The following is a 24,620-nucleotide window of genomic DNA, read 5'->3' on the forward strand; positions in this document are numbered from 1 at the left end:
GCCACCGCCCCCGGGGCGCCCGCGGGCCCTCGGAGGCGGTGGCTCGGCAGGACGTTCACCGCTGGGTGACCCGCTCGCCGACGACGTGCTCGATGCGGGCGAGCGCCTCGCCGGTGCGAGCCGGGTCGGTGCCGCCGCCCTGGGCGACGTCGTCCTTGCCGCCGCCGCCGCCGCCGAGCACGGACGCCGCCTCGCGCACCAGGGCGCCTGCCTTGACGCCCCAGCGCCGCGCCTCCTCGTTCGTCGCGACGACCACGACCGGCCGCCCCTTCGCGGTGGCGGTGCCGGCCACGACGGCCGGGCGGTCGGCGGGCATCCGGCCGCGGACGTCGAGCACCAGCGAGCGCAGCGCGTCGGCCGTGAGGTCGCCGCCGTCGTGCGTGACGACCTGCACGCCGTAGACGTCGCGCGCGGACGACGCGAGGCCGCCCGCGGCCTGCAGCACCTGGGCCTGCTGCAGCTGCTGCAGCTGCCGCTCGGCGTCGCGCACCCGGGCCACCAGCTGGGCCACCCGCTCGGGCACCTCGGCGCCGGGCACCTTGAGCAGGTCGGCGAGCCCGGCGACGAGCGCGCGCTCGCGACCGAGGTACCGCAGCGCCTCGATGCCCACCAGCGCCTCGACCCGGCGCACGCCGGAGCCGACGGACGACTCACCGGTGAGGGTGAGCGCGCCGATCTGCGAGGAGTGCGCGACGTGCGTGCCACCGCAGAGCTCGCGCGACCAGGGGCCGCCGATCTCGACGACGCGCACGTCCTCGTCGTACGTCTCGCCGAACAGCGCGAGCGCACCCAGCTCGCGGGCCTGCTCGAGCCGCATCACCGACGCCGACACCGCGAGGTCGTGCCGGACGGCCTGGTTGGCGACCTCCTCGATCTCGCTGCGGGTGGCCGGGTCGAGCGCCGAGCCCCAGGCGAAGTCGAGCCGCAGGTAGCCGGGCTTGTTGTACGACCCGCTCTGCAGCGCCGTCGGGCCGAGCACCTGGCGCAGCGCCGCGTGCACGACGTGCGTGCCCGAGTGCGCCTGGCAGGCCGAGATGCGCCACTCGCGGTCGACCTTCGCGTGCACCTGCTGACCGGCGCGCAGCTCACCGGAGACCACCTCGACCTGGTGCGCGATCAGCCCCTTCACCGGGCGCTGCACGTCGAGCACCCGCAGCCGGACGCCGTCCGCGACGATCTCGCCCTCGTCGGCGATCTGGCCGCCGGACTCGGCGTAGAACGGGGTGCGGTCGAGCACGACCTGCACCGTCTCGCCCTCCCCCGCCGCCTGGACGAGCTCGCCGTCGCGGACGATGCCGCGCACCGAGCCCTCGGACTCGAGCTCGAGGTACGCGAGGAAGTCGGTCGGACCGTGCTCGCGCAGGCCCCGCCACACCGTGGTGTCGGCGTGCCCGCCCTTCTTGGCGCGCGCGTCGTCCTTGGCCCGCTGCCGCTGCTCCTGCATGAGCCGGCGGAAGCCGTCCTGGTCGACCTGCAGGCCCTGCTCCCCCGCCATCTCCAGGGTCAGGTCGATCGGGAAGCCGTAGGTGTCGTGCAGCTGGAACGCCCGCTCGCCGCTCAGGCTCGCGCCGCCGCCGGCCTTGGTCTGGGCCACGGCTGTGTCGAGGATGGTGGTGCCCGCCGCCAGGGTGCGGCGGAAGGCCTCCTCCTCGGCGTACGCGATCTGCTCGATGCGGGCGAAGTCGCGCTCGACCTCCGGGTAGGAGGCCTTCATGCGCTCCATGCTCACCGGCAGCAGCTCGGGCAGCGACGGCTGCTCGACGCCGAGCAGCCGCATCGCGCGCACGGTGCGCCGCAGCAGCCGGCGCAGCACGTAGCCGCGGCCCTCGTTGCCAGGGGTCACGCCGTCGGCGGTCAGCATCAGCGAGCTGCGCACGTGGTCGCTCACCACGCGCATGCGGACGTCGTCGTCGTGGTCCGCGCCGTAGCGACGTCCGGACAGCTCGGCGGCCCGCTCGATGACCGGGTAGACCTCGTCGATCTCGTACAGGTTGTCGACGCCCTGCAGCAGGTAGGCGACGCGCTCGAGCCCCATGCCGGTGTCGATGTTGCGCGAGGGCAGCGGGCCGGCGACCGTGAAGTCGTCCTTGGCCCGCACCTCGGAGAGCTCCTCCTGCATGAACACGAGGTTCCAGATCTCGAGGTAGCGGTCCTCGTCGACGACCGGGCCGCCCTCGCGACCGAACTCGGGACCGCGGTCGACGTAGATCTCGCTGCACGGGCCACCCGGGCCGGGCACGCCGGTGTGCCAGTAGTTGTCGAGCTTGCCGCGGCGCTGGATGCGCTCGTCGGGCAGGCCCGCGATGCGCCGCCACATGCCGGCCGCGTCGTCGTCGTCCTCGTAGACGGTGACCCAGATCGTGTCGGGGTCGAAGCCGTAGCAGCCGTCCGCCTGCGAGCCGGTGACCAGCTCCCAGGCGTACTCGATCGCCTGCTCCTTGAAGTAGTCGCCGAACGAGAAGTTGCCGTTCATCTGGAAGAACGTGCCGTGCCGCGTGGTCTTGCCGACCTCCTCGATGTCGAGGGTGCGCACGCACTTCTGCACGCTGGTCGCGCGGTTCCACGGCGGCGTCTGCTGGCCGGTCAGGTACGGGATGAAGGGCACCATCCCGGCGACCGTGAACAGCAGGTTCGGGTCGGGTGAGATGAGCGACGAGCTGGGCACGACCGTGTGGCCGCGCTGCTCGAAGAACTGCAGCCAGCGGCGGCGGATCTCTGCCGTCTCCATGGGGTCCTCGCAGTGGTCTGCGCGGCGGTGCCGCGCGGTGGGTCGGGGGCGCGGTGGCGGGGTGGGGACGGGCTCGAGCGGTCCCTACCCCTGACGAGCTCGCACGCCCGGCACCGGCGCGTGGTCACCGGCCGGCGCGTCGACGAGCGACTGCGCGGTCGCGGGGTCGATCGCCCCGGCGTCGACGCCGAGGGCGAGGCGCAGCTCGGCGTCGCGCTGCTCCATGCCCTCGCGGACGACCTCGGCCAGCTCGCGCAGGCCGTCGCCCAGCCCGGACAGACCGCGGGCGACGCCCTCGGGGGTGTAGGCGCGGGCGGCCGACGTCAGCCGCCGCACCACCAGCACCCCGGCGGTCGCGCCCAGCCCGACCCAGAAGACCCGTCGCACGTCAGCTCCTCCTGCGCCGGCGGCCCGAGGACCGCTGGCCGGTCAGCGCCTGGCGCACGCCGTAGGTGAACGCCGCGACCTTGATCATCGGCGAGCCCAGGGTGGCGGCGAACAGCGCCGTCAGCGCCGACACGTTGGTGGTCACCTGCTGCACGTTCGTGGTGATCGCCGAGACCCGCTCGAGCTCGCCGTTCGTGGTCGTGACCGTCTGCGTGACCTCGCGCAGCAGCGGCAGGCTCTCGTTCGTGACGCCCTGGACGGTGCCGCGGGTGTCGTCGATGAGGCGGCCGAGCTTCAGGATCGGGACGGCCAGCAGCGCGACGAGCGCCACGAAGGCGATCGCCGCGATGAGCCCGGCGACGTCTCCAACGGACATGCGGCTGTCTCCCTGTTCGCAGGCGGTGCGCCGTCGGCGCGGGGTGGGGCGGTCGAGCGGGTCGACCCTACCCCGGACGACGAAGCCCCTCGTACCCGAGACGGGCAGAGGGGCTTCGACGGCGCGCGGTGGTCAGCGGGCGTAGAACTCCACGACCAGCGCCACGTCGCAGGTCACGGGGACCTCGGGACGCTTGGGCGTGCGCTCGACGCGCACCGACAGGCCGTCGGAGCCGAGGCTCAGGTAGGCCGGCAGCGCGGGCAGGACGTCGCGGTGACCGTCGGCGGCCGCGACCACGAACGGCGTCATCTGGCGGCTGCGCTCGCGCACCGTCACGACCTGGCCGGGGCGCAGGCGGTAGGACGGCTTGTCGACCAGCTTGCCGTCGACCTCGATGTGGCGGTGCACCACGGTCTGACGGGCCTGGGCGATGGTGCGGGCGATGCCGGCGCGCAGGACGATCGCGTCGAGACGCAGCTCGAGCAGCTCGACCAGCACGTCGCCGGTGCGGCCGGTGTGGCGCACGGCCTCGCCGAACACCTTGCGAAGCTGCGACTCGCGGATGCCGTACTGCGCACGCAGCCGCTGCTTCTCGAGCAGCTGGTTCGAGTAGTCGGTCTTCGCGGGGCGGCGGGCGCGGCCGTGCTCGCCCGGCGGGTACGGCCGACGCTCCCAGAAGCGCACGGCCTTGGGGGTCAGCGGGATGCCGAGGGCGCGCGAGCGGCGCACGACGCGGCGGGACTGATGAGCGGTCACGAGGCTCCTGACGAGTTGCGAACTGGCAAGCGCTGCGCGGTCCTCGCGCACGCAGGCCCCGATGAGGGCAGCACGGTGCTCCGTTCAGTCGTCGATCCTACCGGGTCGGCGACCCTGCCCCTGACACGCGGCTACGCGGCGGGCGCGGGCGGTGGTGCGGCCTCGGCGGCGGTCGACGCCGGGCACTGCATCTGCCGCCCGCGCCCGCCGTCGAGCGGGCTCGTCTCGTGCGCCGACATCGGGTGCTCGCACAACGGGCACGGGTGCCCGGCGTCGGCCGCCCTGGTGTCCGGGCTCCCCGAGGCGTCGATCTCCGGCGGGCCGAGGCCGAGGAAGAGCAGGTGGTGGATGCGCTGCAGCAGCTTCATGGCGGGCCGACCGTCCTCCGGCACCGGTGCCGGCACGGTGTGCGCCGGGGGCGTCGCGGTGGATGCCGCGGTCGTGCCCTCGGTCCCACGACGCTACGGCGGCTCGGACGGCGGCGCCGGGGACGCAACGGTTCCGCGGTCTGGTCACGACCCAGACCGGCCGACTAAGGTGAGCCTCACCTAACCCGAGGAGACGCCGTGCACCCGACCGGACCGCGACAGCTGCCCCTCCCCGCCGAGGTGGCCCGCACCCTGCTGCACGGGCTCGGCCGGGCCACGGTGTCGGGCCCGCTCGACGACCGCCCGGACGACGCGGCCTGCTCGCCCGGGCCGGCGCACGGCGTGGCGGACGGCGCGACCGCGGTGCCGGCCGTGCACGGGGCGCTGCCCGACGGCACGGTGGTGCTCGCCCTGCCTGCGGACGCGACCGTCCGGCTGCTCCCCGGGGGTGGCGAGCCCGAGGGGCGGGCGCTGCGCCTGTGCGTGCGCGCCGAGGCCCCGCTGCCCGACCTGACGCTGCCCCGCGCGCACCTGGAGGTGCTCGGCTGGGCGGCCCGCGCCCGACCCGGGCAGCGCGCCGGGGCGCTCGAGGCGCTGGCCGCGACCTGGCCGATCACCAACCTGCTGGCGCACGCGCCGCGCCACGACCTGCTGCTGGTCGACGTCGCCGAGGTCGAGCTGCACTGGGTCGGCGGGTGCGTCACCCTCGCCGGCGACGACGTCCGCGCCGCCGTGGTCGACCTGGTCGCGGTCGAGGAGGACGCGCTGCTCGGCGAGGTGCAGAGCAGGTACGGGCACCTGGTGCTCGCGGTGGTCCGCGGCCTGGCCGCGCTGCCGGTGCCGGGCGGTGGCACCGTGCGGCTCGACCGCACGCACGACGTGCGGGCCATCGGCCTCGACCGGTTCGGCCTGACCGTGCAGGCGCTGGTGGCCGGCGCCCGCGGCGCCGAGCGGCACGTCGTCCGGCTGCCGTTCGCCAGGCCGGTCGAGGACGTCGAGAGCGCGCTGCAGACCGTCGGCACCGAGCTGCTCACCCAGCGGGCCTGCCACGAGACGTGCCGCAGCTCGGCGTCAGCCGCCGCGCAGGATCTTGCGGAGCCGCTGCAGCCGTGAGGCCACCTCCCGCTCGGCGCCGCGGTCGGTGGGCTCGTAGTAGGTCGTGCCGGCCAGCGGGTCGGGCAGGTACTGCTGCTCGGCCACGCCGTGCGGCGAGTCGTGGGAGTAGACGTAGCCCTGGCCGTGACCGAGCGCGCGGGCGCCCGGGTAGTGGGCGTCGCGAAGGTGCTCGGGCACGCTGCCCGAGCGACCGGCCCGCACGTCGTCCAGCGCCCGGCCGATGGCCAGGTACGACGCGTTCGACTTCGGCGCGGTGGCCAGGTGCACCACGGCCTCGGCGAGCACGATCCGGCCCTCGGGCATGCCGATGAGCTGCACCGCCTGGGCAGCCGCCACCGCCGTCTGCAGGGCGGTCGGGTCGGCCATCCCGACGTCCTCGGACGCCGAGATCACGATGCGCCGCGCGATGAACCGCGGGTCCTCCCCCGCCTCGAGCATCCGCGCCAGGTAGTGCAGGGCGGCGTCGACGTCCGACCCGCGCACCGACTTGATGAACGCGCTGATCACGTCGTAGTGCTGGTCGCCGTCCTTGTCGTAGCGCACCGCCGCGACGTCGAGCGCCTGCTCGGCGTGCTCGAGCGTGACCGTCGCCGGGCGCTCCCCCGTGCTCGCGAGCGCCCCGCCGGCCGCCGCCTCGAGCGCCGTGAGCGCCCGTCGGGCGTCACCGGAGGCGACCCGCACCACGTGGTCGAGGGCGGCCTCGTCGAGCCGCACCAGGCCGTCGAGCCCGCGCTGGTCGTCGGCCGCCCGCAGCACGAGCCCGCGCACGTCGTCCTCGGTGAGCGGGCGCAGCGTCAGCACCAGCGACCGCGACAGCAGCGGTGACACGACGGAGAACGACGGGTTCTCGGTGGTGGCGGCGACCAGCACGACCCAGCGCTGCTCGACGCCGGGCAGCAGGGCGTCCTGCTGCGCCTTGCTGAACCGGTGGATCTCGTCGAGGAACAGCACGGTGGTGCGGCCGTACAGCGCGGCCTGGTCGCGCGCCTCGTCCATCACCTTGCGCACGTCGCGGACGCCGGCCGTGACGGCCGACAGCTCGACGAACCGCGAGCCGGTGCCGTGCGACACGACGTGGGCGAGCGTCGTCTTGCCGGTGCCGGGCGGACCCCACAGGACGACGGACGAGGGACCCGCCGGGCCGGACCCGCCCTCGACCAGCCGACGCAGCGGCGAGCCGGGCGCCAGCAGGTGCGCCTGCCCCACCACGTCGTCCAGGTCGCGCGGGCGCATCCGCACGGCGAGCGGCGCCGCCGGGCCGGAGCCACCGGCCGGGCTGCTGGAGAACAGGTCGCTCACCCGGTGAACGTACCCGGCCGGTCCGTCGTCCACAGGCTGCGGTCGGGGGGTATGGAACGTCGGCCCCGGGTGGTTGCATACCCACGTGACCACCGCGACCACCCAGCGACCCGAGCGCCTCGAGCGACGCCCCGTCCTGCTGACGGTCGACGACGACCCGAGCGTCTCCCGCTCGATCGCCCGCGACCTGCGCCGCAACTACGGCGAGGGCTACCGCGTGGTGCGCGCCGAGTCCGGCGCCGACGCCCTGGACGCGCTGCGCGAGCTGGCGCAGCGCGGCGACCGGGTGGCGCTGCTGCTGGCCGACCACCGCATGCCGCAGATGACCGGCATCGAGTTCCTCGAGCAGGCGATGGACCTGTTCCCCGCGGCGAAGCGGGTGCTGCTCACGGCGTACGCCGACACGGACGCGGCCATCGCGGCGATCAACACGGTCGACCTCGACCACTACCTGCTCAAGCCGTGGAGCCCGCCCGAGGAGCTGCTCTACCCCGTCGTCGACGAGCTCCTCGAGCAGTGGCACGCGGTCGGCGACGCCCCCACCGAGCTGATCCGCGTGGTCGGGCACCGGTGGTCGGCCCGCTCGCACGACGTCCGCGAGTTCCTGGCGCGCAACGGCGTGCCTTACCAGTGGGTGGCCGCCGACGAGCCGGAGGGCGCCCGGCTGCTCGCCGCCTGCGACGCCGACGCCACCGACGTCCCGGTCGTGCTGACCCCGGACGGTCCGCCGATGCGCTCCCCCGACGTCACCGAGCTCGCCGAGCGCGTCGGGCTGACCACGACCCCGGCCGGCGACTTCTACGACGTCGTGATCGTGGGCGCGGGCCCGGCCGGGCTGGGCGCGGCGGTGTACGCGGCGTCCGAGGGGTTGCGCACCGTGGTGGTCGAGCGGCAGGCGACCGGCGGTCAGGCCGGGCAGAGCTCGCGCATCGAGAACTACCTGGGCTTCCCGGACGGTGTCTCGGGCGCGGCGCTCACCGACCGCGCGCGGCGGCAGGCCGTGCGGTTCGGCGCCGAGATGGTGACCGCGCGCGACGTCGTCGGCATCGAGGTCGACGGCCCGCGCCGCGGCGTCCGGTTCGCCGACGGCAGCAGCCTGCAGGCGCACTGCCTGGTGCTGGCCACCGGCGTGCAGTACCGCCTGCTCCCGGCCGAGCGCGCCGAGCGCTTCACCGGCACCGGCCTCTACTACGGCGCCGCGCTGACCGAGGCGGCCGCCTGCGCCGACGAGGTGGTCTACGTCGTCGGCGGCGCGAACTCGGCCGGCCAGGCGGCGGTGCACCTGTCGCGGTTCGCCAGCCGGGTGGTGCTGCTGGTGCGCGCCGAGTCGCTGACGCAGTCGATGTCGAGCTACCTGATCGACCAGATCGGGCAGATCGAGAACATCGAGGTGCGCACCCGCTCGGCGATCGTCTGCATGGACGGCGACGACCACCTCGAGACCATCACGGTGCGCGACCTCCAGACCGGCGAGGAGCAGGCCGAGAAGACGTCGCACGTGTTCGTCTTCATCGGCGCGCAGCCGCTCACCACCTGGCTCGACGGGCAGGTGGCCCGCGACGACCGGGGCTTCGTGCTGGCCGGGCCCGACCTGCTGCACGGCGGCTCGCGACCGCCCGGCTGGACGCCACCGCGCGACCCGTGGCCGCTCGAGACGTCGGTGCCCGGCGTCTTCGCGGCGGGCGACGTGCGCGCGGCGTCGGTGAAGCGGGTGGCCTCCGCCGTCGGCGAGGGCGCGCTGGCCGTGACGTTGATCCACCAGTACCTGGAGAGGTTGTGAGTCCCGTGAGCGATGGGACCGAGGCAGCGGTCGAGCCGGTCGAGCGGATGAGCCGCGAGCAGCTGCGCGGGTTGTTCCTGCTCGAGCAGCTGAGCGACGCCCAGCTCGACTGGTTCGTCGAGCACGGCGAGGTCGTGCGGGTGCCCGCCGGCGAGTACGTGTTCCGGGCCGAGGAGCAGTCCCGCTGCTTCTACCAGCTCGTCGAGGGCGGCATCGTGCTGCTCGCCCTCATCGACGGGCAGGAGGTCGAGGTCACCCGCACCGAGCAGGTCGGCGCCTACGGCGGGGCCACCACGAACTGGCTGACCGGCGACCCCGACGCCAGCTACGGCCGCTCGATGCGCGCGCTGACCGACGCGGTGCTGCTGGCCGTGCCGGCGCAGGGCTTCTCGGCGTTCATGCGCGAGCACTTCAACATCGCCGTGCACCTGCTCGACGGACTGCGCGAGGGCATGCGGGTCAGCCACGAGCGGGTCGGCGAGCGGCAGCGGCTGCAGGCCCTCGGGTCGCTGGCCGCCGGGCTCACCCACGAGCTGAACAACCCCGCGGCCGCGGCCGAGCGCGCCGTCGACCAGCTGCGCGGGCGGGTGGCCGGCATGCGCTCGAAGCTCGGCTACCTCGCCGACGGGCACGTGCCCGCCGAGGTGCTGCGCGAGCTCGTCGACCTGCAGGAGGAGGCGCTGTCGCTGCTGGCGACCGCCCCCAAGCGCACCGCCCTCGAGGCGTCGGACGCCGAGGACGAGCTGGCCGACTGGTTCGACGAGCAGGGCCTCGAGCGGGCGGCCTCGCTCGCCCCGGTGTTCGTCGCCTCCGGGCTGGACCGCGGGTGGGCCGAGAAGGTGCAGCGCACGCTGTCGCCCACCGACCTGCCCAGCGGCTTCGCGTGGGTCGCGTACTCGCTCGAGACCGAGTCGCTCATGCGCGAGATCACCGACTCGACGCAGCGCATCGCGCACCTGGTCGCCGCTGCGAAGGGCTACTCCCAGCTCGACCGCGCGCCGTTCCAGCGGGTCGACGTGCACGACGGGCTCGAGTCGACGCTCATCATGCTCAGCACCAAGCTGAAGCACACCACCGTCGTCGAGGAGTTCGACCGCACCCTGCCCCTGGTGCCCTGCTACCCCGCCGAGCTCAACCAGGTGTGGACCAACCTCATCGACAACGCGGTGCAGGCGATGGGCGACGGCGGCACCCTCACCCTGCGCACGTCCCTCGAGGACGACTGCGCCCTGGTCAGCGTCGGCGACACCGGCCCCGGCGTGCCGCCCGAGCTGGTGAGCCGCATCTTCGAGCCCTTCTTCACCACCAAGGCCGTCGGCGAGGGCACCGGTCTCGGCCTCGACATCTCCTACCGGCTCGTCGTCGGCCGTCACGGCGGCGACCTGCGCGTCACCGGCGGCCCCGGCGACACCCGCTTCGAGGTGCGGCTGCCGCTCACCGAGCGGGCGTCCGACCCCACCGGCTGACGGGTCCCGCGCCCCGCGGCGTCACCACGACGACCCTGGTGCGCGTCCCTGCTGCGTGCGCGTCGACCGACGCCGGCGCACCCGCGCGCGCGCGTCCACGGGTGTGCGCGCACCGACCTGACGCGCGCGACCCGACCGCGCACGCGACCGCCTGCCCCGCCGCGTCTCCACGAAGGCGCCGGAGTGAACGCCTGCGGCGCGTGCGAGGACCGACGCACTGGAGCCGCGCGGTCCACCCGTGCGCCCATCGACCTGACGCGCGTGTGACCCGACTGCCCGCGTGCGACCCGACGCCCGGGCGACCCGAACACCCGTGGTCGTGGGCCCGCGCGTGGCCTTGGGCGCCTGTGCCCGGCTGCGGGCGACGCTGCACGCGGGGCGGCGACCGGTTCGGACCGGGCCGCGAGCGCCTGGGGGATGTGGCTCTGACAGGCTTGCCCGGTGCCGTCCCCGTCCGCCGCGCCTCGTGCGCTCGAGCGGTTCGGTCGGTGGTCCGCCCGGCACGCGCGGGTCGTCGTCACCGCGTGGGTGCTCGTGGTCGCCGCGTGCTTCACGACGGCGCTCGGCGTGGTGGGGACCCCGTCGCTGTTCGACCGGCTGACCAGCGGCGAGCCCGGCGTCCCGGGCGAGAACCAGACCGGCCGCGAGCTGCTCGCACGTCAGCAGCCGGTCGGTGCGCAGGTGCTCGTGCTGGTGCGCGGGGTCGACCCCGCCGCGGCCGAGACCACCGACGCCGTCGCCGGGCTCGCGCGCACCGCCGGCAGCGTGCCCGGGGTGCTGGGTGTGCAGGGGCCTGGGCTGCCGGGCACCCCGCCGTCCGCCGCCGCGACGTTCCAGGCGCGCGACGGCCGAGGGGTCGCCGTGGTCGTGGCCCTGCGCCCCGGCCTCGACAGCGAGGCGCAGCTGACAGCGGCCGACGAGGTGGAGCAGCGGGCGCGCGAGAGCCTGCGCGGTCTCGACGGCGCGACGGTGCGGGTGGCGAGCAGCCCGCAGCTGGTGCACGCGATCACCGGCCAGGTCGAGGGCGATCTGCGCACCGGTGAGGGCGTCGCGCTGCCGGTCAGCCTCGTGGTGATGGTGCTGGTGTTCGGCGGGTTCCTCGCCGCCGGCCTGCCGCTCGCCGGCGCGCTGGCGTCCATCGCCGGGGCCCTCGCCTCGCTGCTGGCGTTCACCACGTTCCTCGACCTCGACGCCACCGTCGTCAACGTCGTCACGATCCTCGGGCTCGGCCTGTGCATCGACTACGGCCTGCTGCTCGTCAGCCGGTTCCGCGAGGAGCTGCGCGCCGTCGCCGGGCCGACCGGGCCGGATGCCCCCGCCGCTGCGCACGACGCCGCCGCCGGTGACGCCGCTGCCGGTGACGCCGCTGCCGGGCACGGCCTCGGCTCGAGGGCAGCGTCGGTCGGGGCGCCGACCGACCGCCGGCGCGGCGCGGGGGTCACGCCGCACACCGCCCGGGGTGCGCACCGCCCGGGGCCGACGCACGACGAGGTGGTCGCCGCCGTGGGGCGCACCGTCGCGGTGGCCGGGCGCACGGTGCTGTTCTCCGGGCTCATCGTGGCGCTCAGCCTGTGCGGGTTGCTCGTCTTCCAGGCCTCGATCCTGCGGGCCATCGGCGCGGCGGGGGTGAGCGTCGTCGTCGTCGCCCTGCTGGTGGCCCTCACCCTGGTGCCGGCGCTGCTCGGGCTGGCCGGCGCGCGGATGGTGCGCCCCGGGCTGGTGGCCCGGCTGCCGGGTCTGCGGCACGTGGTGAGCCGCCTCGGCGACGTCGCGCCCCAGCACGGCGTCTTCTCCCGGCTGGCGGCCCGCGTGCAACGGCGTCCGGTGCTCGTGACCGTCTCGGTGGTGCTGGTGCTGCTCGCCGCCGGCGCGCCGGTGCTGACGATGCAGCTGCGCTCGTCGGGCATCGACCTGCTCCCCCGCGGCGCCGTGCAGCGCGACGCCTTCGACGAGCTGGCCGACCAGTGGCCGGCGCTCAGCGGTCCCGAGGTGCAGGTCGTCGTCCGCGGCGACACCGCGCAGGCCGAGGCGCTGGCCGAACGGGCGCGGGCGCTGCCGGACGTCGCGGGCACCCGTCCCGTCACCCGGGCCGGTGACGTCGCCGTGCTCGGTGTCGACGTCGCCGGCGGCGACGCGGGCGGTCCAGAGGCGGCGTCCGTGGTGCACAGGCTGCGAGCGCTCGACGCCGAGGTGCCGACGTACGTCATCGGGCAGGCGTCCGGTCAGGTCGACTTCGTCGACGGCATCCAGCGGCGGGCACCGGTCGCCGTGGGTCTCGTCGTCGTCGCCACCTTCGCGCTGCTGTTCCTGCTCACCGGGTCGGTGCTGGTGCCCCTGAAGGCGCTCGTGCTGAACGTCGTGTCGCTCGGCGCCTCCCTCGGTGTCGTCGTGCTGGTGTTCCAGGACGGCTGGCTCGAGGGGCCGCTCGGCTTCGACTCGACCGGTGGCATCGAGACGACGATCCCGCCGCTGGTGCTGGCGTTCGCCTTCGGCCTGGCGATGGACTACGAGGTGTTCCTGCTGTCGCGGATCAAGGAGCAGCACGACCTCGGCCGCACGAGCGACCAGGCGGTCGCCGAGGGGCTGCAGCGCTCGGGCCGCATCATCACCTCCGCCGCGCTGCTGGTGATCATCGTGTTCGCCGGGCTGGCCGCCGCCAAGCTGCTGGTGGTCAAGCAGACCGGGGTGGCGCTGGTGCTCGCGGTCGCCGTCGACGCGACGCTGGTGCGGATGCTGCTGGTGCCCGCGACGATGACGCTGCTCGGCGACTGGAACTGGTGGGCGCCGCGCCCGCTGCGCCGGCTGCACGACCGCTTCGGCGTGACGGAGCACTGACGTGCGCGAGACGACCCTCACCCGCGAGGAGCTGCTGGACCGCCTGCACGGCGACGCGTTCGTCCGCTGGGAGCTGCTCCCCGGGCGGACGCTGCACGCGTTCCTGTCGGACGACGCGGTGCCGGGCGGCGACTGGACGACGGCGGCGGTGGCCTTCGTGCGCGACGACCAGGGCTGGCGCCGGCAGCTGTCGGTGCTCGGACCGGCGGCGCGGGCCGCGGCACTCCTGCGCGAGGTGCTGCAACCCGGCACCGACCTCTCGCCCAGCACGTACCTCGCGGTGCCGCAGGGCAGCACCGAGCTGCTCGGGCCGCACCCCCGGGTCGGGCGCGGTGACGACTGGGAGTGGATGTGGCTCGTCGACGCGCCACCGGCTCCGCTGCTCGCGAGCGGGCAGCGGGTCGTCGAGCTGGGTTCCGCGGACGCCGCGGAGATCGCCGCGCTGCTGACCGCGGCCAGCCCGCGGCACAGCGCCGACCCGGGCGACGACGACGTGGTGGCGTGGGTCGGTGTGCGGGACGCCGCGGGCGAGCTGCTCGCCTGCGCCGCCCACACCGAGCACGTCCCCGGCGTGCCGCACCTGGCGTCGATCGCAGTGCACCCGGCGGCTCGCGGTCAGGGCTTCGGCGGCGCCGTCACCGCGGCCGTCAGCCGACGGGCGCTGCAGCACGGCGCCGAGGTGGTCACCCTCGGCATGTACGCCGACAACGTCGCCGCCCGCCGCGTCTACCAGCGGCTCGGCTTTCACTGCCGGCACCACTGGTCGAGCCGCCGCCTGCTGCCCGCTGCGGCCGACACCGCCGACCGCTCCGCCTGACCTCCACCTGGCGGATCGGCGAGCCGGCACCGCCGTCCGCCGCAGACGGGTGCCCGTGGGCCGGGTGGGTGCACCCGTGGGCGCAGGCGTGGGCGGAGCCTGTTGGCATCGCACGGGCCGCGATCACGACCACGCCGGTGCCGCTACGGCTGCCGCCGCGGCACGCCGGTTGCTCACGGCCCGGTGCCGCACTCCGACCTCAGCCGGGCTCGACCAGCCCGACCTGCCGACGCCGACCTCGGCGCCGGATCTTCGACCTCGCGGCCCAGGTGATGTCGGCCCGCTCGGCCCACTGAGCCAGGCCCGCTCGGCCCGCCCACGCCGACCTCAGCCGGCGGCGGGCTGCTCGGCCGGTGCGGTCGGTGCGGCGGGCTCGGGCTGCTTGGGCTTGGCGTCGACGCCGGCCTCGGCGCGCTGCGCCGGGGTGATCGGCGCCGGCGCCTGGGTGAGCGGGTCGAAGCCACCGCCGGACTTGGGGAACGCGATGACGTCGCGGATCGAGTCGGTGCCCGACAGCAGGGCGCAGATGCGGTCCCAGCCGAAGGCGATGCCGCCGTGCGGCGGGGCGCCGAAGGCGAAGGCGTCGAGCAGGAAGCCGAACTTCTCCTGCGCCTGCTCCTGGCTGAGGCCCATCACCGCGAAGACCCGCTCCTGCACGTCACGGCGGTGGATGCGGATGGAGCCGCCGCCGATCTCGTTGCCGTTGCAGACGATGTCGTAGGCGTACGCGAGGGCCGACCCGGGGTCGGTGTCGAAGGTGTCGAGGAACTCGGTCTTGGGCGAGGTGAAGGCGTGGTGCACCGCCGTCCAGGCGCCCGACCCGACCGCGACGTCACCGCTCGCCGTCGCGTCGGCAGCCGGCTCGAAGAGCGGCGCGTCGACGACCCAGAGGAACGACCAGGCGGACTCGTCGATCAGCCCGAGGCGTCGGCCGATCTCGAGGCGCGCCGCGCCGAGCAGCGCCCGCGACGTCTTGGTGGCACCGGCGCCGAAGAACACGCAGTCGCCGGGCTTCGCGCCGACGTGGGCGGCGAGCCCCGCGCGCTCGGTGTCGGACAGGTTCTTGGCGACCGGGCCGCCGAGCTCGCCGTCCTCGCCCACCAGCACGTACGCCAGGCCGCGGGCGCCGCGCTGCTTGGCCCAGTCCTGCCACGCGTCGAGCTGCTTGCGCGGCTGCGAGGCGCCACCGGGCATCACGACCGCGCCGACGTACTCGGCCTGGAACACCCGGAACGGCGTCTCGGCGAAGAACGCGGTGCAGTCGGTGAGCTCGAGCTCGAAGCGCAGGTCGGGCTTGTCGCTGCCGTAGCGCGCCATCGCCTCGGCGTAGGTCATCCGCGGCAGCGGCGTCGGCACCTCGTGGCCGATGAGCTGCCACAGCGCGACGAGCACGGCCTCGGCCAGCTCGATCACGTCGTCCTGCTCGACGAAGCTCATCTCGACGTCGAGCTGGGTGAACTCGGGCTGCCGGTCGGCGCGGAAGTCCTCGTCGCGGTAGCAGCGGGCGATCTGGAAGTACCGCTCCATGCCGGCGACCATGAGCAGCTGCTTGAACAGCTGCGGGCTCTGCGGCAGCGCGTACCAGCTGCCCGGCTGCAGCCGGGCCGGCACCAGGAAGTCGCGCGCGCCCTCGGGGGTGGACCGGGTGAGGGTCGGGGTCTCGATCTCGACGAACCGGCGCTCGTGCAGCACCTCGCGGGCCGCGCGGTTCACCTCGCTGCGCAGCCGCAGCGCCGCCGCGGGGCCGGGACGACGCAGGTCGAGGTAGCGGTGCCGCAGCCGGGCCTCCTCGCCGACCTCGACGCGCTCGTCAATCTGGAAGGGCAGCGGCGCCGCCTCGCTGAGCACCTCGAGGCCGGTCGCGGTCACCTCGATCTCGCCGGTGGGCAGCGCGGGGTTCTCGTTGCCCTCCGGTCGGCGGCCCACCTCGCCGGTGATCCGCACGCAGAACTCGTTGCGCAGGCCGTGCGCGCCCGACTGGGCCAGCACCTCGTCACGCACCACGACCTGCGCCTGCCCGGAGGCGTCGCGCAGGTCGATGAAGGCCACGCCACCGTGATCGCGCCGCGCGGCCACCCAGCCGGTGAGCGTGACGGTCTGGCCGGCCTGGTCGGCGCGCAGCGTGCCGACCTCGTGCGTGCGGAGCACAGGATCCCCTCGGGGTCTGGTGGACTGGACCCCCCGATCCTACGCAGTGCCGGTGCGGCGGCCCGACGACTGTCCACAGGGGGCGGAGGGCGTCGTTCACCCGTCCGGCCCACGCGCCCCGCACCCCTCGCGGGAGATGCTCGCCAGACCGCCCCCGGCCGCGTCGGTCGGGGACGGCGTCCAGTGACCGCCCGTCCGCGCCAGAGAGGACCCGTCGCCGGCATGCCGCCTGAGCTGCGCGTCACCGCCGGGGCCCGGCTGACCCTCGTGAGCGCCGGACGCCGGCTGCCCGTGCGCGCGCTGGCCGACGCCGTGCCGGACGCCGGACCGTGGCAGGTGGCCGTGCGGGTGCTCGCCACCGCCCCGGTCGTCGACCTGGACGGCGTCGGCGTGCTGGCGGAGCTCACCGTGCCGGGCGGCCTGCTGACGACGAGCGCGCGCATCGTGAGCGGCCCGGCCGGCACCGTGGTGCGGCTGGGCGGCGACGTGCGCTCGACCCAGCGCCGCGACGACGTGCGCGGCGAGGTCGAGCTCGAGGTGCTGCTGGCCGTGCCCGACGGCACCGGCCCGGCGTACGGGGGCCGGCTGCTGAACGGGCACACGCTGAACATCTCCGGCGGGGGGCTGCTCGCCGCGCTCGACGCCGCGCCCGAGGGCCTGCGGGCACCGGGCTCGCAGATCACCGCCGAGCTGACGCTGCCCGGCGACACCCGCGTGACCACGGTGCTCGACGTGCTGGAGGTGCACGGCTCGACCGTGCGCGCCGCGTTCGCCGCCATCGAGCCGACCGCGCAGCAGCGGCTGGTCGGCCTGGTGTTCGAGCGCGAGCGGGCGCTGCTGCGCGAGCGACGCGGCACGGCGGCCCCGGTCGACGACGCGACACCGCCCGCCCAGGCGGGGACGACGTCGCCCGCCGAGCCCGACGGCCCGCTGGCCGAGGTGCGGTCGCTCGTCAGCCGCCGGCGCCCCTAGAGCACGTCACCGCGCCGCGGGCCGGGCGGGCCGCGGTCACCTCACCAGCGGTCGTGCACGTGCGCGCGGACCCGGCTGTCGTAGACGGCCTCCAGCGAGCGCAGCGTCGACTCGTCGAGCGGCGCGAGCAGCGCGGCCTCCGCGTTGCCGCGGGCCTGCTCGGGTGACCGGGCCCCCGGGATGACGGTGCTGACACCCGGCTGGTCGACGACCCAGCGCAGGGCGAGCTGCGCGGTGGTGGCGCCCTCGGGGGTGAGCGCCGCGACCTCGCGGGCGGCCTCGACACCGACCTCGAACGGCACCCCGGCGAACGTCTCGCCCACGTCGAACGCCTCGCCGCGCCGGTTGTAGCTGCGGTGGTCGTCGGCGGCGAAGGTGGTCGACTCGTCGTACCGGCCGGTGAGCAGCCCGCTGGCCAGCGGCACGCGCGCGATGATGCCGACGCCCGCGGCCACCGCGGCGGGCAGCACCTGCTCGAGCGGCTTGCGGCGGAACACGTTCAGGATGATCTGCACGGTCGCGACGTTGGGCCGGGCGATCGCCGTCATCGCCTCGGCCACGGTCTCGACGCTCACGCCGTACGCGCGCAGCCGGCCCTGGGCCACCTGCTCGTCGAGGGCGTCGAACACCGCGTCGTCGTCGTACACCGCGGTCGGCGGGCAGTGCAGCTGCACGAGGTCGAGCGCGTCGACGTCGAGGTTGGCCAGGCTGCGGTCGACCCAGCCGCGCATCGCCTCCGCGGTGAACGACGCCGGCTCGAAGGGGTCGGCCCGGCGGCCGAGCTTGCTGGCGACGGTGAGCGCGTCGCGGTCGGCGCCGCGCTCGCGCAGGAACCGGCCCACCAGCTGCTCGCTGCGCCCGTCGCCGTACACGTCGGCGGTGTCGAAGAAGGTCACCCCCGCGTCGGCGGCCGCGTGCAGCGTGGCCAGCGCGTCGGCCTCGCTCACCTGCCCCCAGTCCGCACCCAGCTGCCAGCAGCCGAGCCCGATCACGCCCACCTGTCGTCCGGTCCGTCCGAGCCGTCGCATCTGCACGGGTCGGACCCTAGACGACCCGCGCGCGACCGGCTCGTGGAGCAGGGCACGGACGACCCCGGACGCCGCCGTCACAGCATGCTCAGCTGGGTGGGGGCCGCCGCCACGGCAGCGACGGCACTCCCCCGTCGTCGTCCGGGGACGCCGCGCGGCAGGCTGCCGTCGGGGAAGCCCGTCGACCCGGCCTCGTCGCTCGGCGCGGTGCGCGCGCCGCCGTCGAGGCCGTACCGCGCCAGCAGCGGCTGCACCCGCCGGCGCAGCCAGCGCCGGTACTCGGGCGAGGCGTACGCGCCGCGGCCGTACATGGTGCGGTAGCGCGGCACCAGCTCGGGCCGCTCGCGCTCGAGCCAGCCCATGAACCACTCCTTCGTGCCCGGCCGCAGGTGCAGCGGGACGACGGTCACCCCGGTGGCGCCGGCCGCGGCGAGCGACGCCAGGGCGTGATCGAGGTGCGCGAGCCCGTCGGTGAGCGCCGGCAGCACGGGCGCCAGGAACACCCCGCACGGCAGCCCGGCCTCGCGGACGGCGCGCACCAGCTCGAGCCGCGCGGCGACGCTGGGAGTGCCCGGTTCGAGCAGGTGCTGCAGCTCGTCGTCGTGCACCGCGAGCGAGACGCCGACGCCGACGGGCACCTGCGCCGCCGCGGCCTGCAGCAGCGGCAGGTCGCGGCGCAGCAGCGTGCCCTTGGTGAGCACGGAGAACGGCGTGCCGGACGCGGCGAGCGCGTCGATCACCCCGGGCATCAGCCGGTACCGACCCTCTGCGCGCTGGTACGGGTCGGTGTTCGTGCCGAGCGCGACGTGCTCGTGCCGCCACGACGGGCGGGCCAGCTCGCGCTGCAGCACCTCGACGGCGTTCGTCTTGACCACGATCTCGCGGTCGAAGTCGGCGCCGGTGTCGAGATCGAGGTAGGCGTGCGTGCCCCGGGCGAAGCAGTAGGTGCAGGCGTGGCTGCACCCGCGGAAGGTGTTGATGGTCCAGCCGAACGGCATGCCCGAGGCCGCCGGCACGTGGTTCAGCAGGCTCTTGGCCAGCACCTCGTGGAACCGGATGCCGGCGAACTCCGGCGTCGTCACCGTGCGCAGGAGACCGGGGATGCCGCGACCCACGGGAAGGCCGGGCAGCGAGGCGTCGTCGTCCGCCCCGAGTCGTTGCCCGTCCCACCGCATGACGTCAATTCGAACACGTGTTCGACATGGCGTCAACGGCTGCCGAGCACGCGCGACTGCGGGAGGCTGTGCTCATGGACGCATCGACGACGCTGCACCTGAACCAGACCATCGCCCGCACGGCAGACGACGTGTACGCCTTCGTGCACCACCCGGCCAACCTGCCCAAGTGGGCAGCGGGCCTGAGCGCCGGCATCCGGCGCGACGCCGGCCGCTGGGTCGCCGACTCCCCCGTGGGCGAGGTCGACGTCGAGTTCGCCGAGGACAACCCGTTCGGGGTCTGCGACCACGTCGTGACGCTGCCCGACGGCACGAGCGTGCTGAACCCGCTGCGGGTGCTCGACGACGGGCCACGCTGCGACGTCGTCTTCACGCTGCGCCGGCGCGACGGCGTCACGGACGAGGCCTTCGAGGCCGACCGGGCCGCGGTCGTCGCGGACCTGGAGTCGCTGCGCCGGCTGCTCGAGCCGTGAGCGGAGGGGCCGGCCCGTTCGGGCCGGCCCCTCCGTCGTGGCGTCAGCCCTTGGGGGCGGCCCCTTGGAAGCGCGTGCCGCCACGCGCCTCGGTGCGCTTGACCGACGACAACGGGTCGGCGATGTCCTCGAGCGACTTCCCCTCGGCGTCGACGCCGAAGAACCAGCCGATGAGCCCGCCGGCCAGCATGATGGCCGCCCCGACGAAGTACCCGACGGTGAGCGGGCCGCGGTCGCTGCCGTCGCCGACGAGCTTGCCGAAGATGAACGGTGCGGCGACGCCGCCGGCCAGCTGCGAGATCGCGAAGAAGAACGAGATCGCCTGGCCGCGCAGCTCGAGCGGGAAGATCTCGCTGACCGTCAGGTAGGCCGACGACGCACCCGCCGAGGCGAAGAAGAAGATGACGCACCAGAAGATCGTCTGGGTGGTCGCCGACAGCACGCCCGCACCGAACAGCGCCGCGCTGATCGCCAGCAGGATCGCCGAGCCGCCGTAGGTCGCCAGGATCATCTTGCGCCGTCCGACGGTGTCGAACAGGTGCCCCAGCAGCAGCGGGCCGGCGAGGTTGCCGAGCGCGAACGGGAAGAAGAAGTACCCGATGTGCGAGGCCTTCACGTCGTAGACGTTCGCCAGCACCAGCGCGTAGGTGAAGAAGATGGCGTTGTACAGGAAGGCCTGGGTCACCATCATCGAGAAGCCCAGGAACGAGCGCGAGGGGTAGTCCCGCAGCATCGTCCGCGCGATCTGCCGGTAGCTCACCGACTCCTGCGGGTGGATCTCGAGCGCCTTCGACTCGTCGACCGGCGGCAGCTTCGTGCCGTGGGCCTCGATGCCCGCCTCGATCTCGTCGACGGTGTCCTCGGCCTCCTGCAGGCGGCCGTGCGTCATGAGCCAGCGCGGGCTCTCCGGGATGTGCCGGCGCAGCCCGATGATCGCCAGGCCGATGACCGGGCCGATGAAGAACCCGATCCGCCAACCGACGTCCTCGGGCAGCAGGTCGGGGTTCAGCAGGAAGATCGAGGCCGCGGCGCCGATGAGCGCGCCGCCCCAGTAGGTGCCGTTGATGGCGATGTCGACGCGGCCGCGGTACTTCGACGGGATGAGCTCGTCGATCGCGGAGTTGATCGCCGCGTACTCGCCGCCGATGCCCATGCCGGCGAGGAACCGGAACAGCAGCAGGAACCAGAGGCTGAACGACAGGCCCGCGACGCCGCTGGCCACGAGGTACAGGGCCAGCGTGATCATGAAGATCTTGCGGCGGCCGACGCGGTCGGTGATGCGACCGAACACCAGCGCCCCGACCACCTCGCCGAGGAGGTAGATCGACCCCATGAGGCCGACGTCGCCGGTGCTGAGGTGCAGGGTGTCGCGGTCCTGCAGGACGGTGCCGACGCTGGAGACGATCTGGATCTCGAGGCCGTCGAGGATCCACGACACCCCGAGGCCGACGATGATCATCCAGTGGAACCTGGTCCACGGCAGCCGGTCGATGCGGGCCGGGACCAGGCTCTTCACGACGGGGACGCCGGTCCCCGTCGATGCTGCGGTGGTGCTCATGCGGCGACTCCTTCGGCGCCCTGGACCGCCCCCCGCGGGCGGCGGTCAGAACGTAGGACGAATCACCGCATCCCGCCCGTCCAGCGGGCCCGGGTGCTAGCCGTCGGCGTCGGAGCGCACGACCCCGACCCGCAGGTCGGCCGCCGGCGGCGTCCAGGACGCCGGGTCGGCCGGCACCTGCTCGCCGGTGCGGATGTCGCGGACGGCGGGCGCGCCGTCGTCCGTGGCCTCGGCGGGGAACCAGACGAACGGGATGCCGCGGCGCTCGGCCGCCCGGATCTGCTTGCCGTACTTCTGCGCCGCCGGAGCCACCTCGCAGGGGATCCCCCGGGCCCGCAGCGCCGCCGCCTCGCGACGAGCCGCCGGCCGGGCCTCCTCCGACGCGAGCGCGACGAGCACCGCGCTCGGCGTCGAGCGGCTGCCGGTGAGCGCGCCGCGGGCCAGCAGCGGCGCGAAGGTGCGCGTCACGCCGAACGAGATGCCCACACCGGGGTACGTCGTGCGGCCGTCGCTGGCCAGCGCGTCGTAGCGGCCGCCCGCGCTGATCGACCCCAGGTGCTCGGAGCCGACCATGACGGTCTCCATCACGGTGCCGGTGTAGTAGTCGAGGCCGCGCGCGATCTTCAGCGCCGCCACCACCTGCACGTTGCCTCGCGTGCCGCCGGCCGCGTCGAGCAGCGTCGCCAGCTCGTCGAGCCCCTCGTCGAGCAGCGGCGACGACACCCCGAGCGCCCGCACGGCGTCGACCACCGAGGAGTCGGTGCCCTCGATGGCCGCCAGCCGCAGGCAGGCGTCGGCCACCGCACTGCTCAACCCGTCGGCGACCAGGGTGGCCCGCACGGCGTCCGGCCCGATCTTGTCGAGCTTGTCGACGGCGCGCAGCGTGCTGGCGACCGCCTCGTCGGTGTCGACACCCAGCCCGCGGTAGAAGCCCTGCACCAGCTTGCGGTTGTTCACCTGCATGCGCAGCGGCGGCAGCGGCAGCCGCGACATCGCCTCGGCCATCACCTCGACCACCTCGACGTCGTGGTGGAACGGCAGCGCGCCGTCGCCCACGACGTCGATGTCGGCCTGGCAGAACTCGCGGTACCGGCCCTCCTGCGGGCGCTCGCCCCGCCACACCTTCTGGATCTGGTAGCGGCGGAACGGGAACTGCAGGTGCCCCGAGTGCTCGAGGACGTAGCGCGCGAACGGCACCGTCAGGTCGAAGTGCAGGCCCAGCCGGCGGTCGTCGGACTCGGGAGCGGCGTCGGGGTCGGCGTGCAGCCGCGAGACGACGTACACCTCCTTGTCGATCTCGCCCTTGCGCAGCAGCTGCGACATCGGCTCGACGGCGCGCGTCTCGATGCCGGCGAAGCCGTGCAGCTCGAACGTGCGACGCAGCTCGTCGACGACCTGCTGCTCGACGGCGCGCTGCGCGGGCAGCCACTCGGGGTAACCGGACAGGGGCGTGGGGCGGGGCACGGTGCAGGTCCTCCGGGGGTGGGGCCGGGGCGCGTGCTCGTCAGGCGACGAGGTCGCGCAGGTACGGGTTGGTGGCCCGCTCGCGGGCGATGGTCGTGGCCGGGCCGTGGCCGGGCAGCACCAGCGTGTCGTCGGGCTGGGTGAGCACGCGATGCTCGAGCGAGCGCAGCATCGCCGCGTGGTCGCCGCCCGGCAGGTCGGTGCGGCCGATGCTGCCCGCGAACAGGACGTCGCCGGTGAGCAGGGTGCGGGTCACGCCGTCCGGAGCGCCGTCGGGCACGCCCTCGACCCCGAGCATCACCGATCCCTCGGTGTGGCCGGGCGCGTGCGACACCTGCAGGCGCAGGCCCGCCAGCTCGAGCGCCGCGCCCTCGCCGATCTCGACGACGTCGCTCGGCTCGGCCCAGGTCGCGGCCCTGCCGAACTGCTGCTCGAGCGCGGCGAGCAGCCCCGTCGAGGCGATCTCGCCGAGCGGGTCGACCAGGCGGTACCGGTCGTCGGCGTGCACGTAGGCCGCCACGCCGTGGGCGCCGCACACCGGCGTCACCGAGTACGTGTGGTCGACGTGCCCGTGCGTGAGCACCACCGCGGCCGGCCGCAGCCGCAGCTCGCGCAGCACCTCGGTGAGCTGCCCGACGACCTCGATGCCCGGGTCGACGACCACGCACTCCTCGCCAGCGGCGGTCGCCACCACGTAGCAGTTCGTGCCGAAGAGCGCGCTCGGGAACCCGGTGACCAGCACGGCCACCACCCTAGGCCCTGCCCCGATGGTGACCGGTTCGTGACCAGCGACGACCGCTCGTGCCCCGGCTCGACGGACGTCCAGTGCCTACACTGACCGCCGGAACGGGCCGGGCGGCCACCAGCGAGCAGGAGGACGACGCGTGCCGATCGACCGCGACCGCGAGCGGGCCAGGCGCCGCTACGCGCGGCGTCAGGTGAGCCAGCAGGCCCGCGCCCAGCGGCAGCGGCGCAACCAGCAGGTCGTCGGCGCGGTGGTCGCGGTGCTGGTCGTCGTCGGCGGCGTGCTGGCGCTGACCAGGCTGGTGGGCGACCCCCCGGCCACCCGGGCCACGTCGAGCACGGGCCCCAAGCAGTACCCCTCCGCTCCTCCGACGACCCTCGCCGAGGGGAAGCGGTGGACCGCCACCGTCACCACGAACCGGGGCGTCGTGACGATGGAGCTGTACGGCGACGAGGCCCCGCAGACGGTGTCGTCGTTCCTCTTCCTGGCGCGCGACGGCTACTACGACAAGACGCCCTGCCACCGGCTGACGCTCAGCGCTCCGCTGCAGGTGCTGCAGTGCGGCGATCCGACCGGCAAGGGCACCGGCGGGCCCGGGTACGGGTACGGCATCGAGAACGCCCCGGCCGACGGGAAGTACCCGGCCGGTACGCTCGCGATGGCCCGCGGCAACGACCCGAACACCAACGGCAGCCAGTTCTTCGTCACGTGGGGTGACAGCACCCTCCCCACCGACGGCGGCGGCTACAGCATCTTCGGCAGGGTCACGAAGGGCCTCGACGTCGTCCAGGGCGTCGCGGACAAGGGCACCTCCGACGGACAGCCTGACGGCAGCCCGAAGGAAGCCATCGACATCGAGTCCATCGCGGTGAAGCCGGCATGAGCGAGACGCAGAGCGAGACCACCACCTCCGGCGACGAGCCGCAGGTGCCCCCCACCACGTCCGAGGACGCCGGACGACCCGACGACGGCGCCCAGCCGGTCGGCGACGCCACGGGTGCGGACGCCGCACCGCAGGCCGAGGCCGCGCCCGAGCCCGACGGTGCGCCCGACGCCGCGTCGTCCGAGCCCGTGGCAGCAGAGCCCGCCGCAGCCGAGCCCGCCGCAACCGAGCCCGCCGCGACCGAGC

The 24,620-nt window shown here is 74.6% G+C and carries 20 protein-coding genes and 1 pseudogene; 9 read left to right on the forward strand and 12 right to left on the reverse strand.

Annotation, left to right across the window (positions count from 1 at the left end):
- Positions 1–55 precede the first annotated feature (55 nt).
- From alaS to ACYVI6_RS02505, 5 genes are all read right to left on the reverse strand, one after another.
- Complete coding sequence (alaS, locus tag ACYVI6_RS02485) at positions 56–2,728, reverse strand: alanine--tRNA ligase (protein ID WP_460444851.1); 2,673 nt, start codon at positions 2,726–2,728, stop codon at positions 56–58.
- Positions 2,729–2,812: 84 nt separating this feature from the next.
- Positions 2,813–3,115: a hypothetical protein gene (locus ACYVI6_RS02490; protein ID WP_460444852.1), complete on the reverse strand. Its 303-nt coding sequence runs from the start codon at positions 3,113–3,115 to the stop codon at positions 2,813–2,815.
- A 1-nt stretch (position 3,116) separates the two neighbouring features.
- On the reverse strand, positions 3,117–3,491 hold the full coding sequence (locus ACYVI6_RS02495; RefSeq protein WP_460444853.1) for a DUF948 domain-containing protein: 375 nt from the start codon (positions 3,489–3,491) through the stop codon (positions 3,117–3,119).
- Between the two features lie 132 nt (positions 3,492–3,623).
- Positions 3,624–4,247 (reverse strand): 30S ribosomal protein S4, encoded by a 624-nt coding sequence (gene rpsD / locus ACYVI6_RS02500; protein ID WP_460444854.1) that lies wholly within the window; start codon positions 4,245–4,247, stop codon positions 3,624–3,626.
- A 131-nt stretch (positions 4,248–4,378) separates the two neighbouring features.
- A complete protein-coding gene (locus ACYVI6_RS02505) occupies positions 4,379–4,615 on the reverse strand; it encodes a hypothetical protein (protein WP_460444855.1) in 237 nt (78 codons plus the stop codon).
- A 198-nt stretch (positions 4,616–4,813) separates the two neighbouring features.
- On the opposite strand from ACYVI6_RS02505, the gene ACYVI6_RS02510 reads away from it, so the two are divergent.
- Positions 4,814–5,728, forward strand: coding sequence for a hypothetical protein (locus tag ACYVI6_RS02510; protein ID WP_460444856.1), 915 nt, complete (start codon positions 4,814–4,816; stop codon positions 5,726–5,728).
- Here ACYVI6_RS02510 and ACYVI6_RS02515 read toward each other — a convergent pair.
- Positions 5,687–6,964, reverse strand: a complete 1,278-nt coding sequence (locus ACYVI6_RS02515; protein ID WP_460444872.1) for a replication-associated recombination protein A — start codon at positions 6,962–6,964, stop codon at positions 5,687–5,689. The two genes, ACYVI6_RS02510 and ACYVI6_RS02515, sit on opposite strands and share 42 nt — an antisense overlap.
- 151 nt (positions 6,965–7,115) lie before the next feature.
- Here ACYVI6_RS02515 and ACYVI6_RS02520 point away from each other — a divergent pair, with 151 nt between their 5' ends.
- The 4 genes from ACYVI6_RS02520 (at position 7,116) to ACYVI6_RS02535 (ending at position 13,928) form a co-directional block, all read left to right on the forward strand.
- Positions 7,116–8,810 (forward strand): NAD(P)/FAD-dependent oxidoreductase, encoded by a 1,695-nt coding sequence (locus tag ACYVI6_RS02520; RefSeq protein ID WP_460444857.1) that lies wholly within the window; start codon positions 7,116–7,118, stop codon positions 8,808–8,810.
- A gap of 5 nt (positions 8,811–8,815) precedes the next feature.
- Positions 8,816–10,276, forward strand: coding sequence for a sensor histidine kinase (locus ACYVI6_RS02525; protein WP_460444858.1), 1,461 nt, complete (start codon positions 8,816–8,818; stop codon positions 10,274–10,276).
- A gap of 441 nt (positions 10,277–10,717) precedes the next feature.
- Positions 10,718–13,111 (forward strand): MMPL family transporter, encoded by a 2,394-nt coding sequence (locus ACYVI6_RS02530; RefSeq protein WP_460444859.1) that lies wholly within the window; start codon positions 10,718–10,720, stop codon positions 13,109–13,111.
- 1 nt (position 13,112) lies between these two features.
- Positions 13,113–13,928 (forward strand): GNAT family N-acetyltransferase, encoded by an 816-nt coding sequence (locus ACYVI6_RS02535; RefSeq protein ID WP_460444860.1) that lies wholly within the window; start codon positions 13,113–13,115, stop codon positions 13,926–13,928.
- 327 nt (positions 13,929–14,255) lie between these two features.
- Here ACYVI6_RS02535 and aspS read toward each other — a convergent pair whose 3' ends face one another.
- Complete coding sequence (gene aspS / locus ACYVI6_RS02540) at positions 14,256–16,076, reverse strand: aspartate--tRNA ligase (protein ID WP_460444861.1); 1,821 nt, start codon at positions 16,074–16,076, stop codon at positions 14,256–14,258.
- A gap of 222 nt (positions 16,077–16,298) precedes the next feature.
- Here aspS and ACYVI6_RS02545 point away from each other — a divergent pair, with 222 nt between their 5' ends.
- Entirely contained in the window at positions 16,299–17,048 is a 750-nt protein-coding gene (locus ACYVI6_RS02545) for a PilZ domain-containing protein (protein WP_460444862.1), read from the forward strand.
- A 41-nt stretch (positions 17,049–17,089) separates the two neighbouring features.
- On the opposite strand, the gene ACYVI6_RS02550 is transcribed toward ACYVI6_RS02545, so the two are convergent.
- Positions 17,090–18,076, reverse strand: coding sequence for an aldo/keto reductase (locus ACYVI6_RS02550; RefSeq protein ID WP_460444873.1), 987 nt, complete (start codon positions 18,074–18,076; stop codon positions 17,090–17,092).
- A 77-nt stretch (positions 18,077–18,153) separates the two neighbouring features.
- Positions 18,154–19,251, reverse strand: coding sequence for an Rv2578c family radical SAM protein (locus tag ACYVI6_RS02555; RefSeq protein WP_460444863.1), 1,098 nt, complete (start codon positions 19,249–19,251; stop codon positions 18,154–18,156).
- A 74-nt stretch (positions 19,252–19,325) separates the two neighbouring features.
- Here ACYVI6_RS02555 and ACYVI6_RS02560 point away from each other — a divergent pair, with 74 nt between their 5' ends.
- Positions 19,326–19,724, forward strand: coding sequence for a hypothetical protein (locus tag ACYVI6_RS02560; protein ID WP_284287203.1), 399 nt, complete (start codon positions 19,326–19,328; stop codon positions 19,722–19,724).
- 43 nt (positions 19,725–19,767) lie between these two features.
- On the opposite strand, the gene ACYVI6_RS02565 is transcribed toward ACYVI6_RS02560, so the two are convergent.
- From ACYVI6_RS02565 to ACYVI6_RS02575, 3 genes are all read right to left on the reverse strand, one after another.
- Complete coding sequence (locus ACYVI6_RS02565) at positions 19,768–21,282, reverse strand: MFS transporter (RefSeq protein WP_460444864.1); 1,515 nt, start codon at positions 21,280–21,282, stop codon at positions 19,768–19,770.
- 96 nt (positions 21,283–21,378) lie between these two features.
- The gene (gene hisS, locus ACYVI6_RS02570; protein WP_460444865.1) at positions 21,379–22,746 is read right to left on the reverse strand and encodes a histidine--tRNA ligase; all 1,368 of its coding nucleotides are present in this window, start codon (positions 22,744–22,746) and stop codon (positions 21,379–21,381) included.
- A 40-nt stretch (positions 22,747–22,786) separates the two neighbouring features.
- Positions 22,787–23,488, reverse strand: a complete 702-nt coding sequence (locus ACYVI6_RS02575) for an MBL fold metallo-hydrolase (protein WP_460444866.1) — start codon at positions 23,486–23,488, stop codon at positions 22,787–22,789.
- Positions 23,489–23,630: 142 nt separating this feature from the next.
- Here ACYVI6_RS02575 and ACYVI6_RS02580 point away from each other — a divergent pair, with 142 nt between their 5' ends.
- Entirely contained in the window at positions 23,631–24,374 is a 744-nt protein-coding gene (locus ACYVI6_RS02580; RefSeq protein ID WP_460444867.1) for a peptidylprolyl isomerase, read from the forward strand.
- Positions 24,371–24,620: pseudogene (locus ACYVI6_RS02585) on the forward strand (DUF349 domain-containing protein); the annotation flags it as partial. The gene ACYVI6_RS02580 and the pseudogene ACYVI6_RS02585, both read left to right, overlap by 4 nt.

It is taken from the genome of Angustibacter aerolatus (assembly GCF_054776675.1).